This window comes from Carnobacterium jeotgali MS3 (assembly GCF_000745125.1).
GTDB classification, from domain to species: Bacteria; Bacillota; Bacilli; order Lactobacillales; family Carnobacteriaceae; genus Carnobacterium_B; species Carnobacterium_B jeotgali.
The window spans coordinates 211122-227982 of record NZ_JQNF01000005.1; the positions used below are offsets into that span (position 1 = coordinate 211122).

The 16861-nt window shown below is 34.3% G+C and carries 16 protein-coding genes; 13 read left to right on the plus strand and 3 right to left on the minus strand.

All coding sequences use genetic code 11. The annotated features are described in order from the left end of the window. The first annotated feature begins 130 nt into the window (after nt 1-130). The 6 genes from BP18_RS03510 to BP18_RS03535 all read left to right on the plus strand — a co-directional run bounded on the left by BP18_RS03510 (nt 131) and on the right by BP18_RS03535 (nt 5274). Nucleotides 131-793: a GTP pyrophosphokinase gene (locus BP18_RS03510; protein WP_007723138.1), complete on the plus strand. Its 663-nt coding sequence runs from the start codon at nt 131-133 to the stop codon at nt 791-793. 59 nt (nt 794-852) lie between these two features. Further along, entirely contained in the window at nt 853-1665 is an 813-nt protein-coding gene (locus BP18_RS03515) for an NAD kinase (RefSeq protein ID WP_007723136.1), read from the plus strand. Further along, a complete protein-coding gene (locus BP18_RS03520; RefSeq protein WP_035019426.1) occupies nt 1655-2560 on the plus strand; it encodes an RluA family pseudouridine synthase in 906 nt (301 codons plus the stop codon). The genes BP18_RS03515 and BP18_RS03520 overlap by 11 nt, the downstream gene beginning before the upstream one ends. A 44-nt stretch (nt 2561-2604) precedes the next feature. After that, nucleotides 2605-3954 (plus strand): magnesium transporter, encoded by a 1350-nt coding sequence (gene mgtE, locus BP18_RS03525; RefSeq protein ID WP_029278243.1) that lies wholly within the window; start codon nt 2605-2607, stop codon nt 3952-3954. A 71-nt stretch (nt 3955-4025) separates the two neighbouring features. Continuing rightward, a complete protein-coding gene (locus BP18_RS03530; protein ID WP_029278241.1) occupies nt 4026-5045 on the plus strand; it encodes a ComEC/Rec2 family competence protein in 1020 nt (339 codons plus the stop codon). Beyond that, nucleotides 5029-5274 (plus strand): DUF3006 family protein, encoded by a 246-nt coding sequence (locus BP18_RS03535; protein ID WP_007723128.1) that lies wholly within the window; start codon nt 5029-5031, stop codon nt 5272-5274. Before BP18_RS03530 ends, BP18_RS03535 begins: the two co-directional genes overlap by 17 nt. Before the next feature lie 74 nt (nt 5275-5348). On the opposite strand, the gene BP18_RS03540 is transcribed toward BP18_RS03535, so the two are convergent. Next, nucleotides 5349-5783 (minus strand): GNAT family N-acetyltransferase, encoded by a 435-nt coding sequence (locus BP18_RS03540; RefSeq protein ID WP_007723126.1) that lies wholly within the window; start codon nt 5781-5783, stop codon nt 5349-5351. Nucleotides 5784-5939: 156 nt separating this feature from the next. On the opposite strand from BP18_RS03540, the gene BP18_RS03545 reads away from it, so the two are divergent. The 5 genes from BP18_RS03545 to BP18_RS03565 all read left to right on the plus strand — a co-directional run bounded on the left by BP18_RS03545 (nt 5940) and on the right by BP18_RS03565 (nt 11984). Next, on the plus strand, nt 5940-6974 hold the full coding sequence (locus BP18_RS03545; RefSeq protein ID WP_007723124.1) for a M42 family metallopeptidase: 1035 nt from the start codon (nt 5940-5942) through the stop codon (nt 6972-6974). Nucleotides 6975-6994: 20 nt separating this feature from the next. Beyond that, nucleotides 6995-8089, plus strand: coding sequence for an AI-2E family transporter (locus BP18_RS03550; RefSeq protein ID WP_007723122.1), 1095 nt, complete (start codon nt 6995-6997; stop codon nt 8087-8089). A 138-nt stretch (nt 8090-8227) separates the two neighbouring features. Next, nucleotides 8228-9583: an FAD-dependent oxidoreductase gene (locus BP18_RS03555; RefSeq protein WP_007723120.1), complete on the plus strand. Its 1356-nt coding sequence runs from the start codon at nt 8228-8230 to the stop codon at nt 9581-9583. A 124-nt stretch (nt 9584-9707) separates the two neighbouring features. Then, nucleotides 9708-10256 (plus strand): thermonuclease family protein, encoded by a 549-nt coding sequence (locus BP18_RS03560; protein ID WP_007723118.1) that lies wholly within the window; start codon nt 9708-9710, stop codon nt 10254-10256. A 144-nt stretch (nt 10257-10400) separates the two neighbouring features. Beyond that, complete coding sequence (locus tag BP18_RS03565) at nt 10401-11984, plus strand: peptide chain release factor 3 (RefSeq protein ID WP_007723117.1); 1584 nt, start codon at nt 10401-10403, stop codon at nt 11982-11984. Between the two features lie 246 nt (nt 11985-12230). On the opposite strand, the gene BP18_RS03570 is transcribed toward BP18_RS03565, so the two are convergent. Next, the gene (locus tag BP18_RS03570; RefSeq protein WP_007723116.1) at nt 12231-12512 is read right to left on the minus strand and encodes a DUF1827 family protein; all 282 of its coding nucleotides are present in this window, start codon (nt 12510-12512) and stop codon (nt 12231-12233) included. Between the two features lie 144 nt (nt 12513-12656). On the opposite strand from BP18_RS03570, the gene BP18_RS03575 reads away from it, so the two are divergent. Beyond that, complete coding sequence (locus BP18_RS03575) at nt 12657-14030, plus strand: TrkH family potassium uptake protein (protein ID WP_035050337.1); 1374 nt, start codon at nt 12657-12659, stop codon at nt 14028-14030. A 104-nt stretch (nt 14031-14134) separates the two neighbouring features. On the opposite strand, the gene BP18_RS03580 is transcribed toward BP18_RS03575, so the two are convergent. Then, the gene (locus BP18_RS03580; protein ID WP_007723113.1) at nt 14135-16378 is read right to left on the minus strand and encodes an ATP-dependent Clp protease ATP-binding subunit; all 2244 of its coding nucleotides are present in this window, start codon (nt 16376-16378) and stop codon (nt 14135-14137) included. A 197-nt stretch (nt 16379-16575) separates the two neighbouring features. On the opposite strand from BP18_RS03580, the gene BP18_RS03585 reads away from it, so the two are divergent. Next, on the plus strand, nt 16576-16761 hold the full coding sequence (locus BP18_RS03585; protein WP_007723111.1) for a hypothetical protein: 186 nt from the start codon (nt 16576-16578) through the stop codon (nt 16759-16761). Nucleotides 16762-16861 lie beyond the last annotated feature (100 nt).

Here is a 16861-nt window from a genome sequence, read left to right on the forward strand (position 1 = left end):
TTTGTTCACCAATCATACCATCTTATTTCTATTTTAGTCTATTTCTTCTTTTTAGTTAAATATGTTAAAATGAATCTACAAAGCACTTTGAAAAAGTGCAAAATCATAAGTTCCTAAAAGAGGGTATAAAATGGTGGATAAAAATTGGGAAGATTTCTTAACGCCTTACAATCAGGCTGTTGAAGAATTGAAAATTAAATTAAAAGGTATTCGTAAAGAATACACTAAAGGAAATATGCATGTACCAATTGAATTTGTTACTGGAAGAGTAAAGCCAGTAAATAGTATCATTGGAAAAGCAGCACTAAGGAATATTGCTTTTGAGAACTTAGAGACTGAAATGCAAGACATAGCAGGATTACGAATTATGTGTCAATTTGTAGAGGATATTCATGAAGTGGTCAGACTTTTAAGAAGTCGGAACGATATGAAAATAATCGAAGAGCGAGATTATATCACAAATAAGAAAGAAAGTGGATACCGTTCGTATCATGTCGTATTCGAATACCCAGTGCAATTGATTCATGGTGAAAAAAAGATATTAGTTGAGATACAAGTACGAACATTGGCTATGAATTTTTGGGCAACTATTGAGCACTCTTTAAATTACAAATACCAAGGTGAGTTTCCAGATGCCATCAATTTACGCTTAAAGAGAGCTGCAGAGGCCGCGTTTCAGCTAGACGAAGAGATGTCTCAAATTAGAGAAGAAATACAAGAAGCACAGCATCTATTTTCTAATAATAAAAGAACAGTTATTAATGAACCGTCAAGTAACAATGATTTTTTGTGATGCATATTGATTGAAGCAGCTACAGCAACATGTTTAAATGGAAAAAGGGGGAAATAGCTTTGAAAATAGCAGTAGTTAATAATAACGTTGAGCAATCTTTAAAGCTAGCCGAACAATTTCGGATACTCTGCTTGGAAAATCACCTTCTGCTCGATGATAAAGATCCAGATGTGGTTGTAACGATTGGTGGAGATGGGACGCTATTGTCCGCTTTTCACAGATATGCCCATATGCTTCACCAAGTAAGGTTTGTAGGAGTGCATACGGGACATTTAGGCTTCTATACTGATTGGCGAGATTATGAATTAGTAGAACTTGTTGAAAGTCTGCTCAATGATAAAGGAGAAAGTGTCAGTTATCCTTTGCTTGATGTGAAAGTTACTTATCAAGGGCAAAAAGAATCATCACACTTTTTATCACTAAATGAGTCAACAATGAAACGGATAGATGGGACTATGGTATGTGATGTCTTCATAAAGGATGAATTATTTGAAAGGTTTAGAGGGGATGGACTGTGTATCTCAACCCCTACTGGTTCAACAGGTTATAATAAATCTGTTGGAGGAGCTGTTATCCATCCACGACTTGAAGCACTACAACTAACTGAGATTGCGCCTATCAACAACCGAGTTTTTCGTATTTTAGGATCTCCATTGATAGTAGCACGAGATGAATGGATTAGGATAAAACCCCTAACTACAGATGGATTTGTCTTAACGATTGACCAGTTAACTTCTTCTGAGAAGAATATTACTGAATTAACTTATAGCATTGCGAAAGAACGTATTCACTTTGCTCGATACCGACATACTCATTTCTGGAGTCGAGTTGAAGATGCTTTTATTGGAGCGAAAAAAAAATATGAAATTTAGTTGGATATATGATTTGCCAGCTAGTTTACAAGTGAAGTCATACCTAAAAACAAAAGGAATTTCACGTAGTTTACTAGCAAAAATAAAGTTTCATGGAGGGAAAATTGAAGTCAATGAGATTGAAGTAACGGTACGCTATCTTTTGAAAAATAAAGATACTGTCCAAATTACGATTCCCGATGAAGCTCCTCATGAAACAACGATTCCCATTGATATTCCCATTGACATTGTGTATGAAGATGAGCATTACTTGGTTGTAAATAAACCTTTTGGTGTAGCTTCAGTACCATCTCAAGTACATCCTGAAGGAACTATGGCTAATCGAGTAAAAGGGTATTATGTACGTCAAAATTATGATGACCAGGTCATTCATATCGTAACGCGACTTGACCGTGATACTACCGGTCTTATGTTGTTTGCTAAACACGGATACGCACATGCATTAATGGATGAAAAATTAAGAGCTAAAGAGATCACAAAAAAATATACTGCCTTAATCAGTGGACAATTCAATGAATCTGAACATGGGTTTATTGATGCACCAATTGCGCGAACCACAGATTCGATTATCACTCGAAGAGCTCATGAATCTGGGAAAGAAGCTTTAACAGAGTATTGGATAAAAGAAGCTTTCCCGCAAGCCACTTTAGTGGATATTCAATTGCATACAGGTAGGACACATCAAATTAGGGTCCATTTTGCTCATATAGGTCATCCGCTAATGGGAGATGACTTATACGGCGGTAAAAAAAATGAGTGGATAGTAAGACAAGCATTGCATTGTAGAGAATTAAATTTTAAACATCCTTTTACAGATAAAAAAATAAACCTTAAACTTGATTACCCAGAAGACATTACCCAATGGCTACATCAGCAGCAAAAGGTTAATAGTTAATGGAACGAACTTAGAAAGGGGTGTAGCCCTTGAAAGAAGTACAAATGGAATTTGAAGAACAAATAGAACAATTAAAAGGTTATTTAGCTACTCAAGATATTACATTATTTAGAGAGAATTTTTTAGAATTACACGTTTATGAACAAAGCCAAGTTTATCTATCCTTATCAGAAAATGAACGGTTAAGAACGTATAACTTCTTATCTCCAAAAGAAATGGCAGATATGTTTGAAATTCTTGAGGAAGAAGAAGAATCGGTCGAAAAATATTTAGAAGAAATGAATCCACAATATGCTGCAGATATGCTAAGTGAAATGTACCGCGATAATGCTGTAGATATGCTGAATCAGTTAGAACCGATTACAATCAAAAAATACTTGAGTTTAATGCCTAAAGAAGATGTTGAGGGTATTAACAAATTATTGAAGTATGAAGATGATACAGCTGGTTCAATTATGACAACTGAGTACATTTCAATTTTTGCAAATCAGACAATACAATCGGCTATGGCGATATTAAAAAAGAAGGCGCCAGAAGCTGAAACGATTTATTATGTCTATGTAGTCGATTCAAATAGACGTTTAGTAGGTGTCATCTCGTTAAGAGACTTGATTGTACATGAAGACGATGAAATGATTTCAGACATCATGGGAGACCGTTTAGTATTCGTCAATGGCAATGATGATCAAAGAGACGTTGCACGTACGATGCAAGATTATGACTTTCTAGCGATTCCAGTAGTAGATAACGAAGAACGATTAATTGGGATCATCACGATAGATGATATTATTGACGTTATTAATGATGAAGCGGCCAGTGATTACTCTGGTTTAGCCGGAGTCGATGTAGAAGAACGATCTGAAAATCCGTTTGTCGTGGCATCAAAAAGACTGCCATGGTTAATTATATTATTGTTTCTTGGAATAGGAACCTCAACTTTAATCAGCAATTATGAAGAAATGATTAGTGAAGCTAGCATTTTAGCTGTATTTATATCCTTAATAACAGGAACGGCAGGAAATGCAGGAACTCAATCACTAGCTGTAGCTGTTCGAAAATTAGCTGATAATGATGAAAATAAAAAAAACTTTGGAAAATTGATTATGAGTGAAATAGCTTCTGGGCTAATCACTGGTCTTGTGACAGGTGTGACCATCTTCTTAGCAGTAGGATTTTGGCAACAAAATTTCATTTTAGGATTAGTGATTGGAATAGCGATGTTGGTAGCCATAACCATTGCCAATCTTGCAGGAAGTTTTATCCCTATATTGATGGAAAGATTAGGGTTCGATCCTGCCGTTGCTAGTGGCCCATTTATTACAACACTGACAGATTTAACCAGTGTATTGATTTACTTTAACATTGCTGCATTGTTTATGAATTATTTAGTTTAGAAGGACGTTAGTGAATGAGCGAATACGACTAAATAGATAGCAGTATTTGCGCTAGAAGAGGATGAACATCTGTGGCAAATAGAAAGAAAAAAAAGATGACCAAGAAACAAAAAGAACAACGAACAAAATGGATTTTTACTGGAATTGTGCTTTTAATTGTTTTTTTTATGGGATTATTTTTAGGAGAAAATAAGCAGACTGGCCTTACGTTAAATGAAAGAATAGAGTCATTTAAAGAAGAATTAGTGGCTATCTTTAATCCAGAAAAAGAAGAAGTTGATCAAACAAAAAATCAAGAAACGACCATTCGTTTCTTAGATGCTGGTCAAGGATCAGCAACACTAATTCAAGCCGAAGATGGCACAACTATTTTAATAGATAGTGGTCGTTATGAAGATAAAGATAAGAAAATTATTCAACAATTGGATCAATATGTTGGAACAGGTGGAACGATTGATCTTCTTATCTTTACGCATAATGATTCAGATCATATTGGTTATGGAGATCTCATCATTAACTATTATGATGTTAAAGAGGTTTGGATGAATGGAAATGATGCTACTAGTAAAATTTACGAACGAGTATTGGATGCTGTAGATGAAAGTAATGCCATATACAGTGAACCAAAAGCTGGTGAAAATAAACAAGTAGGACCTTTTCAAATTGAGGTCATAAGTCCAAATGAGCAGTCAGACGACGATCAAAATGATGACTCAATAATTACTAAAATTACTGTCAATCAAGTAATTGGGTTATTCAGTGGGGATGCTTCTCAAAGTATTGAAAAAGCGATTGTTGAAGCTAGAATGGATGTTACAGCAGACTTTATCTTGATGGGGCATCATGGATCCGATACAAGTACTAGCCAAGAGTGGATCCAGGCCAGTCAACCAGAATTTGCTATTTTTTCAGCAGGCAAAAACAATAGCTATGGTCATCCTGGTGAAGAAGCGATTAATCGTTTGAGGGAACAGTCTATTCCGGTATATGGAACGATTGAAAATGGAACGATTACTGTTACTATTCATGAAGATGGAACCTACAGTATTCAAACTGAAAAGGGAGAGAATCTTGATGAAGATGATGCTTGAAGAGATTGAAGGCGAACTAGCTCGATTTATTCCTGATGAAGGTCCATCATATCATGTGACAAAAGATTTGTTACCAGAAAATTATCGCATCGGGGAACTGTATGAGGTAACGATTGAAGGTGAGCAAGTTCTTACTATTATTCCTTTAAAAGAAGAGACACATTCGCGACTTGCTAAAATGAGTCAGAAAAGAGCAAAATTATTAAATAAGAAAAATAACTTGAATTAAAAAAGTACTGTAAACAAACAGATGATTCTTCTGTTTGTTTACAGTACTTTTTAGTTTGCCTGTTTGATAAGAGATCAACTAAGTTTCTTGGACATCATATGATGTGGAATACCCGCATCTAAAAAACCTTCGCCTTTCATATGATAACCTAATTTTTCATAAAAAACTAACGCATGATCCTGTGCATCAAGTACAAGCGTTTTGAAATGTTTAGATTGAGCATAACGTTCAATTTCTAACATCAATTGATTTCCTAAATTCTTCTTTCTAAAATCAAGCGAAACAGCAACTCGTTGGACTTTGAATGTAGTTGCATCTTTTTTGTAGAGCCTAGCAGTAGCGACTGCTTTATTTTCAATGTAGCCGATGACATGGATCGTTTGATCTTCTAAATCATCAATTTCTAATGCTGGTGGAACTAGTTGTTCTTCTACAAATACTTTTTTTCTAATTTCAATAGCATCATTGTAAGAGCTAGAGTTTAAATCGGTTGTCCAGATAAATTCCACAGTATCCCTTCTTTCTATATAAGTAAAATCGTAACACAAGTTATGAAAGGAATCTATAACAAAAAAGACAGTGGCATATTATATTGGATTTCTTTATTTATTAGAGTGGATGAACTATACTAAAGAAGATAATTTAATAAGAATGGGGTAAATATAATGAATGAAAAAACAATTCAACTGGTTGAAAAATTAACAACGATTCCTTCACCAACAGGAAATACGTACGAGATTATTGCTTTTATCGAAAAGTATCTAAAGCAGTTAGGCTATGAAGCTAATAAAACAAACAAAGGTAGCTTAATGGTAACTGTCAAAGGAACGAACCATCAAAAACAACGATTCGTAACAGCACACGTAGATACATTAGGAGCAATGGTAAGAGCTATCAAACCTAATGGACGCCTAAAATTAGATTTAATTGGTGGCTTTCGCTACAACGCAATTGAAGGCGAGTACTGTACAATACATACCGCTGAAAAAAAAATATCCGGTACAATCCTGATGCATCAAACAAGTGTCCATGTTTATAAAGATGCGGGAACTGCCGAAAGAAATCAAGAAAATATGGAAGTTCGTATTGACGAAAAAGTTCATACAAAAGAAGATACAAAAGCCCTAGGCATAGCTGTAGGGGATTTCATCAGCTTTGATCCTAGAACTGAAATTACAACAAACGGTTTTATTAAATCTCGTCATTTAGATGATAAAGTTAGCGTGGCAATATTATTACAATTTTTGAAAAAAATTAGTGTTGAAAAAATCATACTGCCGTATACAACTCATTTTTACATTTCAACGAATGAAGAAATTGGCTATGGTGGAAATTCGAATATCTCTGAGAAAGTTGTTGAGTATCTAGCAGTTGATATGGGGGCAATGGGAGACGATCAGCAAACAGATGAATACTCTGTATCTATCTGTGTAAAAGATGGTAGTGGTCCTTACCATTACGAACTGAGAAAGAAACTGACACAAATTTGTGAAGACCACAATATTCCTTATCAATTAGATATTTATCCTTTTTACGGGAGTGATGCATCCGCTGCAATGAAAGCTGGAGCCGATGTCCGTCATGCGTTGATTGGTGCAGGTATTGAAGCAAGCCATGCTTATGAAAGAACACATGAAGAATCCATAATCGCAACAGAGCAATTGATTGAACAATATTTAATGAGCAGTATGCTAGATTAACCGGAGAGGACTAACTTTTTATGGATTATTTTAAAAAATCAAAATTAATGTTTTGGACAGTTTGGCTACTAGTTAGTGCAACATTAGTTTATATGAGTACAAAAATTGACTTCATTTTCCAACCTTTGACGACATTTGTTTCGACATTGTTTACACCAATTATTATAGCGGGTTTTTTATACTACTTGTTAAACCCATTAATAGGACAATTAGAGAAAATTAAAATTAAGCGGAAATATGGTATCATAATTGTTTTCCTATTATTTTTAGGCTTCATAGTATTCTTAGCCATTTCAGTGATACCTAATTTGATAGAACAATTGGGACAATTGATTACGAGCATACCGTCAGTTCTAAAAAAATTAGAAGAGTACTCTAATGAACTTCTGCAAAAACCGATGCTTAAAAATTTCGACTTGGAAAAAAGCATAGGCAAGATGGACCTGTCCATCGAGAACATTGCAAATACAATATTTACTACATTGACTGCAAGCGTAGGTTCTTTGATAGGAGCTTTAGCGAATACAACAATTGTAATCTTTACGGTTCCAATTATTTTGTTTTACATGTTTAAAGATGGGAAACATTTCCGTCCAGCAGTCGCAAAATTCTTTCCAAAAGATTACCGTGGACAAATGATTGAACTGTTAGGTCAAATGAATGAAACCATTGCGTCATACATTAGTGGACAAGCACTCGTTTGTTTATTTGTAGCAGTATTTACTTATTTAGGCTACATGATTACAGGGATGCCTTACGGGTTATTGTTGGGAATCATCGCAGGAGTAACCAACATTATCCCTTACATCGGACCCTATATTGGTGCAGCTCCGGCAGTCATCATTGCGTTAACTATTTCACCAACACAAGCACTTTTAGTAGTTTTAGTGGTATTAGTTGTCCAACAAATTGATGGTAATTTCATCTCACCAAATGTGATTGGGAAAACTTTATCAATTCATCCTTTAACGATTATTATCATCTTATTAGTTGCGGGAAATATTGCTGGAATCCTTGGCATGATTTTAGGGGTTCCAACCTACGCTGTTGTTAAGACAATAGTTGTTTATTTAAGGGATATGTTTATGATTAGAAAAAAACATGCTTCAACTTAAAAAAAAATTGTAAATTGTTGTTTTCTTTATAGAGTTTGTGATATAGTGTTCACAGTGAAAGTATGAACATTATATCACAACTTTTTCGTGAAATAATTACCGACACAAAACTAAAAGGCCTTATAGGAGGATACAAAAATGAAAGTAGTCGTTATCGGATGTACACATGCTGGGACATCAGCTGTTAAAACAATTTTAAAAGAAAATCCGTCTGTAGAAATTTCTGTTTTTGAAAGAAATGATAATGTTTCATTCTTATCTTGTGGAATTGCAATGTATGTTGGTGGAGTTGTAAAAGATCCAGCTGGCTTATTCTATTCAAACCCCGAAGAATTAACTCAATTGGGTGCGAACATTAAAATGGAACACAATGTTAAAAGTATTGATACAGTAGCTAAAAAAGTAGTGGTAGAAAATATGAATACTGGTGAAGTATTCGAAGAGACTTATGATAAATTAGTTAATACAACAGGTTCTTGGCCTATTACACCACCAATCCCTGGTATTGAAACTAAAAATGTTTTATTATGTAAAAACTACAATCAAGCCGAAGAAGTTATCAAACAAAACCAAACTGCTAAAAAAGTGGTTATCGTTGGTGGAGGATACATTGGTATTGAATTAGTAGAAGCTTTTGAACAATCTGGAAAAGAAGTTACATTGATTGATGGGCTAGACCGTATTCTTAACAAATATTTAGATCCAGAGTTTACAGATGTGTTAGAAAGTACTTTAGAAGAACGCGGAATCAAATTAGCATTGAACCAAGCTGTTACTTCTTTTAATGCTGATGAAAATGGTTCTGTTAAATCTGTCACAACTCCAAATGGAGAATATGAAGCAGATTTAGTTATTCTATGTGTGGGCTTCCGTCCAAACAATGAATTGTTAAAAGGTAAAGTTGACATGATGCCAAATGGCGCAATCCTTGTTGATGATTACATGAGAACAAGTGATAAAGATATCTATGCAGCTGGAGACAGTTGTGCAGTTCATTACAATCCAAATGGCGGTGCTGCTTATATTCCTTTAGCAACGAATGCTGTTCGTATGGGTACTTTAGTAGGGAAAAACATCATTGAACCTAAAGTAAGATACAGAGGAACACAATCGACTTCAGGCCTTTACTTGTTTGGATATAACATTGGTTCAACTGGGGTAAATGTAAATAGTGCTGCACACTTTGGTTTAGATGTTCGCGCAGTTTTCGTTAAAGACAACTACCGTCCAGAATTTATGCCAACAACTGAAGAAGTCTTTATGAAATTAGTTTATGAAGTAGGCACAAACCGCATCGTTGGTGGACAAATTATGTCTAAATATGATGTGACAGCTTCTGCTAATACACTATCATTAGCAATTCAAAATAAAATGACGATTGAAGATCTTGCTTATGTTGATTTCTTCTTCCAACCTTATTTTGACCGTCCTTGGAACTACTTGAACATTTTAGCTCAAGCTGCTTGTGAACAAGAAGACCAATTAGCTAAATAATTCAGCTGAATAAAGTTTATTAGTTGGACTTGATAGGTACAATGATTCATAATAAAATGGAAAAAAAGGATCTGAGATTTCTTTCTCAGATCCTTTTTTAGGTAAATGAATAGGAGGAAAAAAGATGAAACTAAATAAAAAAATTATTTCGGGTATCATTGCTATAGTTCTTTTCTTTACGGGATCATATGTTATAGACCAAGAAGAGGAAAAATCTACTACTATAACAAATGATCAAGTGGCAGTTGAACTTGAGAGAGTGATAGATGGCGATACAATAGTATTTACTGAAAACAACGAAGAAAAAAAATTACGGTTACTTCTGATCGATACTCCAGAAAGTAGCACAACAAAAACAGGATCTGCACAGCCATATGGTGTAGAAGCAAAGAGTTTCTTGACAAATTTTTTGAAAGGAAAAGAGTTAGCGATAGAATATGACCCATCTCATGAGAAGGTGGATGATTATGAAAGAGTGCTAGCGTACCTTTACGCTGATGGAGAATTAGTACAAGAAGTATTGGTTGAAGAAGGTTTAGCACGCGTAGGATATGAAAATGGAGATGAGCTTTACTTAGGGAGACTTGAAAAAGCCGAACAAAAAGCTAGTGCAGCAGAAGTGAATATTTGGTCCGTTAAAGGGTATGTTAAAGAATACGGATTTAATAAATAGCGAATAGGGTATAAAATACCCTACTAAATATGCTATAATAATTGGGTTAATGATATAAGCTGCCCTTATTAAGGGCGTTATTGACTAAGGATATTGAGACAAGTGAATCAGAGTAAATAAAAAGACTTAAATGAGGGATAAATAATGGAAGACTATTTAAAAAAGGAAGTAGAGTCACGAAAAACATTTGCAATTATTTCCCATCCAGATGCTGGTAAAACAACAATTACTGAACAATTGTTGTTATTTGGTGGAGCAATTCGCCAAGCGGGTACGGTAAAAGGGAAAAAATCAGGAAAATTTGCTAAATCAGATTGGATGGAAATTGAGAAACAACGTGGGATTTCTGTTACTAGTTCTGTTATGCAATTTGATTATAAAGATAAAAGAATCAATATCTTGGATACACCAGGACATGAAGATTTTTCTGAAGATACGTATCGTACATTGATGGCAGTTGATAGTGCAGTAATGGTTATTGATAGCGCAAAAGGTATTGAGCCTCAGACAAAAAAATTATTTAAAGTTTGTCGTATGCGTGGCATTCCTATATTCACATTTATCAACAAATTAGACCGTGATGGCAGAGAGCCGTTGGAATTATTAGAAGAGTTAGAAGAAGTTTTAGAAATTGATTCTTATCCAATGAATTGGCCTATTGGCATGGGTAAAGGATTATTAGGTCTATATGATAATTACAATAAAACTATTGAGGTTCATCGTCCTGAAATCAATGGTTTAAATGGACAAAAGGTCGTCCCATTGAATGAAGATGGGGAGATTGAGGGAGATCATCCCATTAAGAAATCAAGCTTATATACTCAAGCTTTGGAAGATATTGAATTATTGAATGTTGCAGGAAATGAATTTTCAGAAGAAAAAATTGCTTCTGGTAAACTGACACCGGTATTCTTTGGATCAGCATTGACAAACTTCGGTGTAGAGACATTTTTAAACACATTTATCAATTTTGCTCCAAGTCCATCAGCTCATGATACAGTTGATGGTGAAAAAATTGAACCAACGACTAATGAATTTTCTGGCTTTATTTTTAAAATTCAAGCTAATATGAATCCTGCTCATCGAGATCGAATCGCGTTTGTGCGTATTTGTTCAGGAACATTTGATCGTGGAATAGATGTAACATTATCAAGAACAAATAAAAAAATTAAATTGTCGAATTCTACTCAATTTATGGCTGAAACCCGCGAGATTGTACAGCATGCTGTTGCAGGAGATATCATTGGTCTTTACGATACAGGTAATTTCCAAATTGGCGATACAATTTTCGAAGGTAAATTAAATGTGGAATACGAAAAACTTCCTCAATTTACTCCTGAAATGTTCATGAAAGTACATGCTAAAAATGTAATGAAGCAAAAATCATTCCATAAAGGCGTGCAACAATTGGTTCAAGAAGGAGCTATTCAACTGTATAAAACATTTCACACTGAAGATTATATTGTTGGAGCAGTTGGTCAACTACAATTTGAAGTATTTCAATACCGTATGTTAAATGAGTACAATTCTGAAATTGTTATGACACCTATGGGGAATAAAATTGCTCGTTGGATTCGACCGGAAGATTTGGACGAAAATATGTCTTCAAGCCGTAATTTACTAGTACGTGATCGATTTGATAACCCGCTATTCTTATTTGAAAATCAATTTGCGATGCGTTGGTTTGCAGATAAGTATCCTGATGTAGAGTTAACATCCTTGTTATAAAAAAAATAAAAAACAAGCCATTCTATTTTGAATCTAGAATGGTTTGTTTTTTTTAGTTATTTAGCAAATGAAGTAAAAGTTTCAAAAGAAATTTATTATTAAACAGACAAACCTATGCCACCAATAACTTCTACTCATCAAATAAACTTATCAATCAATAATAAAAAATAAGATCTTAAAGGATTGCTTGAAATAAAAGATGGTTACCATTAAAGTTGAGTTATAACTTTAATAAGCTTTTAAACATTAGTCTTCAACAGGAATGGATAACTCAACAATGTGTGGTGCATGTAGAATGTCAACATTATCTAAAGTTGTTTCAAGAATATTTTCTATTGCAAAGCTGATTTCCGCATTCTTTATATTGCGCACTTTGTTTAGTAAAAGAACGTCTTTATGTGTTGCAGCACCAGAATAAATGACTGTAGTAGGTCCTAAAGAAAAAACCTTTACAAAATTAGCATCAGTATTTCCCAGCTGTTCCATTACAAGTTCAGAATGATTATTTGTAACGTCTATTAGTTTCATAATCTTTCACCTCTTCTTTTACCGTTCATTTACAAATATTATATAATTAAAAACCCAACAATTCAAAACATTTTACTTCTTAATCCTACATATTAAGAAATAGTAACTAAAGAGTGCTTTAATTCATAATAAGGAGGTTGTTTTTTGAATATTTATAAATTTATAGCACAAATTTCTAATCGATTTTCAACAATCCAATTGATTGTATTGTATTATTTTATGGTTGTTATAGTTGCTAGCATTCTGTTAGCTTTGCCGATCTTCAGAGATCCAGGAGCTGATATTTCTTTTATTGATTTGATTTTTACAGCAGTGAGTACTGTTAGTGTAACGGGATTAGCAACTATAAATTTAGGAGAAACGTTTAACGTTGCTGGTATTATTCTTTTACAGTGTTTATTTATGTTAGGAAGTTTAGGTGTGATGATGATATCCACTTCTTTTATGCTTATCAGAAGAAAAAAGGTTTCGTTAAAGCAACGACAACTCATCATGACAGATATGAATCAGCCAAAATTAAGTGGTACTGTTCGATTAATACGCACGACCATCCTCATTATTCTTGGTTTTGAATTTGTGGGTGGAGTGATTCTGAGCACATATTTTTATATATTTTCCGACTGGCCTTTAAAAGAAGTTTTATTTCATGGGTTTTTTACAAGCTTTTCAGCAGTGGCCAATGTGGGTGTAGACCTTACCGGACAAATGTTGATTCCTTTTCATAACGATTATTTTGTTCAACTAATTATTATGCTTTTAATCGTTGTAGGAGGGATTGGTTTTCCAGTATTATTAGAAGTTAAAGATTTTTTGCAATACCGTAGAACCAAAAAAGTCCTTCCATTTCGGTTTTCATTGTTTAGTAAAATCACCGTTTCTTCCTTTTTTATTTTATTATTCGGGGGAGCACTTTGTATTTGGCTTTTAGAGTATAATCAATTTTTTAAAGGGATGACTTTTACTGAGAGTGCCTTTTATTCTTTTTTCTATTCGGTTACAACGAGAAATGCAGGACTAATGACAACCTCGCTCGGTAATTTTAGTGAAGGGACATTGTTACTATTTTCTATCTTAATGTTTATCGGAGCAAGTCCTAGTTCTGTAGGTGGAGGAATACGAACAACAACATTAGCTATTGTCGTTGTTTACTTAATTTCTTTTATTAGGGGACACGATCAAGTCGCTTTATTTAGACGGAGAATTGGTCGAGATGATGTTCAAAAATCGATTGCTGTTTTCATATTATCTATGACGTTATGCATGATTAGTATACTGGTCTTGAGTGTCAGTGAATCGCACGAACTAATTACTTTGATTGTAGAAGTGACCTCTGCATTTGGGACAACAGGATTGTCGTTAGGCATAACACCAACACTAACAGTGTTAGGAAAACTAATTATTATTATTTTAATGTTTGTAGGAAGAATAGGAATGTTGTACATGGTGATGTTGTTAGTTCCAAAACATAAAGAAGATAAGAATTATCATTATCCGACTGAAAAAATTATTATAGGCTAACTTGTTTTAAAGGTTGTCTAATCAGTAGTCTATTCAAAAAAGCAGCTCGCAATCATAATGATTGCGAGCTGCTTTTTTTAGGTTAAAATTAGTTCGTTAAAAAGCTAATCTTTAGCATCTGATTCTTCAACTGATTCAGAAGTGGATTCTGCTAAGATAACCTCTTTTGCTTCTACAACAATCAATCCTTCATGATCAGTTTTTGCAATTAATTCTTTTACAGAAGGGTAATCAAGATAGAAGTCAGCGATACGATCTTCTATTTGTTCTTGAATGACACGACGTAAAGGACGAGCACCCAATTTTGGATCGTACCCTAATTCAGCTAATTTTTCTTTAGCAGATTGCGTTACTTCGATAGTGATGCCTTGATTTTCAAGCATATCATTTACATCTTTTATCAATAAATCAACGATAAACAATAAGTTTTCTTTTGTAAGAGAATTGAATTCAACAATTCCGTCAAAACGATTAATAAATTCTGGCTTAAAGTAATCTGTTAAGTGATTTAATACAGAATTTTGAGTACCAGAAGTGGTTGCGCCAAAGCCTACGCTTGCTTCTACTGTTCCTGTACCCGCATTGCTTGTCATAATGATAATTGTATCTTTAAAGCTGACAGTACGACCTTGAGCATCCGTTAATCTACCATCATCTAGAATTTGTAAAAACATATGAAGCACATCAGGATGAGCTTTTTCAATTTCATCTAATAAAATAATGCTGTAAGGATTGTGGCGTACTTTTTCGGTCAGTTGACCCGCTTCGTCATAACCGACATATCCAGGAGGAGAACCGATTAATTTAGAAACACTGTGTTTTTCCATATACTCACTCATATCAAAACGAATATAAGCTTCTTTGTTTCCAAATAGTTCCAGTGCTAGTTGTTTAGCTAATTCAGTTTTTCCGACACCGGTAGGACCAACGAAAAGGAAAGAACCAATTGGGCGGCTTTTATTATTAAAACCAATCCGGCTTCTGCGAATAGCTCTAGAAACTTTATCGATTGCTTCGTCTTGTCCAATAACATGTTTTTTAAGATCATGACCTAGATTACGCAACTGTTCTTGTTCTTTTTCTTTTAATTCACCTACTGGAATGTTAGTTTTTCTTTCAATAATTTCAATCATATCTTTTTCGGTTACGATAGGCTCATCTGAATCTGGGCTTTGTTGATCTCTCATATCAGAGAATTTTTTAGCTTGATCACGGTAAAAAGCCGCTTTTTCATAATCTTCTTGTTGTAAAGCGGCCTGTTTTTGTTGAGCAGCTTCTGCAATTTTATCTTCTATTTGTTTCGGATCCACTACTTGTATGGTTAAGTTTTTCTTAGAACCCGTTTCATCTAACAAATCGATTGCTTTGTCAGGTAGAAAGCGGTCTTGAATGTAACGATTCGATAAAGTTACAGCACTTGTAATTGCTTCATCAGTATAATGAACATGATGATAATCTTCATATTTCTTTTGAAGACCTTTGAGAATAGTAATCGTTTCGTCTACAGAAGGTTCACTAACTCGAACGGGTTGCATCCGGCGTTCTAAAGCAGCATCTTTTTCAATTGTACGATATTCTCTTAAGGTTGTTGCTCCAACCATTTGCAATTCACCACGAGCGAGTGCTGGCTTAAGCATATTGCCTGCATCCATACTGCCTTCTGCACTTCCGGCTCCAACAATTTCGTGAACTTCGTCAATAAATAAAATAATTTGTGGATTTTTCTTTAATTCATCCATCAATTGTTGCATGCGTTCTTCAAATTGACCACGAATGCCTGTACCTTGAACTAAAGAAGCAACATCTAATCGAATAACATCTTTGCCTAATAGTTTTTGCGGTACATCTCCGTCTACAATTTTTTGGGCTAAACCTTCTACAACAGCTGTTTTACCAACACCAGGTTCACCTGTTAAGACAGGATTATTTTTAGTGCGGCGATTTAAAATCTCAATTACGCGTTCAATTTCTTTGTCTCGTCCGATAACAGGATCTATCGCACCAGTCCGTGCTAATTCTGTTAAATTTGTTCCAAACTCGCCTAAAAGTCCAGGCTTCTTATTAATAGGTGGTTGTCCGCCAGCTCCATTTTGAGTAGGAGGGGTATTAGAGTTACTTTGTTGGTTATTATTATTTTGAGCATTTTGCATAGAACGGAAAAATTGATCTAAATTGCCAAAACCAAAAGGGTCTTGCGGTGTGCGGTTGTTTTTGATTTCGCCTCGGTTTTGACTATCTTTAATAAGTTGATAACAGTTTTGACAAACATCTAATTGACCTTTTTGGCCATTCATATTGGTATATAAATGGATAGTTGCTTCACGTTGATTGCAATTTTGACAGAACATTTTAACACAACCTTTCATTTAATAGGTTAGTAAAGTAGGTACAGTTAAGTCTTAGTTGACCATTACTGACCTTTCTGGTTACTATTATACACTGACCTATTTTGACATTCAAGTAATTGATACTATTTTTTTTTGCTTTTTTAGCTCAAATTATTTATGATTGAATTTGTAAACTAATAGTAAAGGAAGGTTTAATTATGACCAAAGAAGAATTACAAAATCAACTAAAAGAACTGATCCAAGGAACTATAGATAGCCTAATGATTGAAAAAAAAGATTTTATGACGTTTCGAGAAATTTGGATTAATCATGAAGAGAAAGAATCTATCGTTGGTGAGGCTTTGCATAACGGAAATATTATTTATCGGTATAGGTCAAAGTAAAAAGTTGTAGAGGCAATTTGGAGAAAATAGTTGTTTAAATAGTAAAAAAATGGTAGTCTTATAAGTTGTAAGGGCTGTATCGAATGTTTTTGCTGGAAAG

Coding starts and splice junctions, on each gene's coding strand:
- BP18_RS03510 (WP_007723138.1), top strand. CDS start 131: ATGGTGGATAAAAATTGGGAAGATTTCTTAACGCCTTACAATCAGGCT.
- BP18_RS03520 (WP_035019426.1), top strand. CDS start 1,655: ATGAAATTTAGTTGGATATATGATTTGCCAGCTAGTTTACAAGTGAAG.
- mgtE (WP_029278243.1), top strand. CDS start 2,605: ATGGAATTTGAAGAACAAATAGAACAATTAAAAGGTTATTTAGCTACT.
- BP18_RS03535 (WP_007723128.1), top strand. CDS start 5,029: ATGAAGATGATGCTTGAAGAGATTGAAGGCGAACTAGCTCGATTTATT.
- BP18_RS03545 (WP_007723124.1), top strand. CDS start 5,940: ATGAATGAAAAAACAATTCAACTGGTTGAAAAATTAACAACGATTCCT.
- BP18_RS03550 (WP_007723122.1), top strand. CDS start 6,995: ATGGATTATTTTAAAAAATCAAAATTAATGTTTTGGACAGTTTGGCTA.
- BP18_RS03555 (WP_007723120.1), top strand. CDS start 8,228: ATGAAAGTAGTCGTTATCGGATGTACACATGCTGGGACATCAGCTGTT.
- BP18_RS03560 (WP_007723118.1), top strand. CDS start 9,708: ATGAAACTAAATAAAAAAATTATTTCGGGTATCATTGCTATAGTTCTT.
- BP18_RS03565 (WP_007723117.1), top strand. CDS start 10,401: ATGGAAGACTATTTAAAAAAGGAAGTAGAGTCACGAAAAACATTTGCA.
- BP18_RS03570 (WP_007723116.1), bottom strand. CDS start 12,512: ATGAAACTAATAGACGTTACAAATAATCATTCTGAACTTGTAATGGAA.
- BP18_RS03580 (WP_007723113.1), bottom strand. CDS start 16,378: ATGTTCTGTCAAAATTGCAATCAACGTGAAGCAACTATCCATTTATAT.
- BP18_RS03585 (WP_007723111.1), top strand. CDS start 16,576: ATGACCAAAGAAGAATTACAAAATCAACTAAAAGAACTGATCCAAGGA.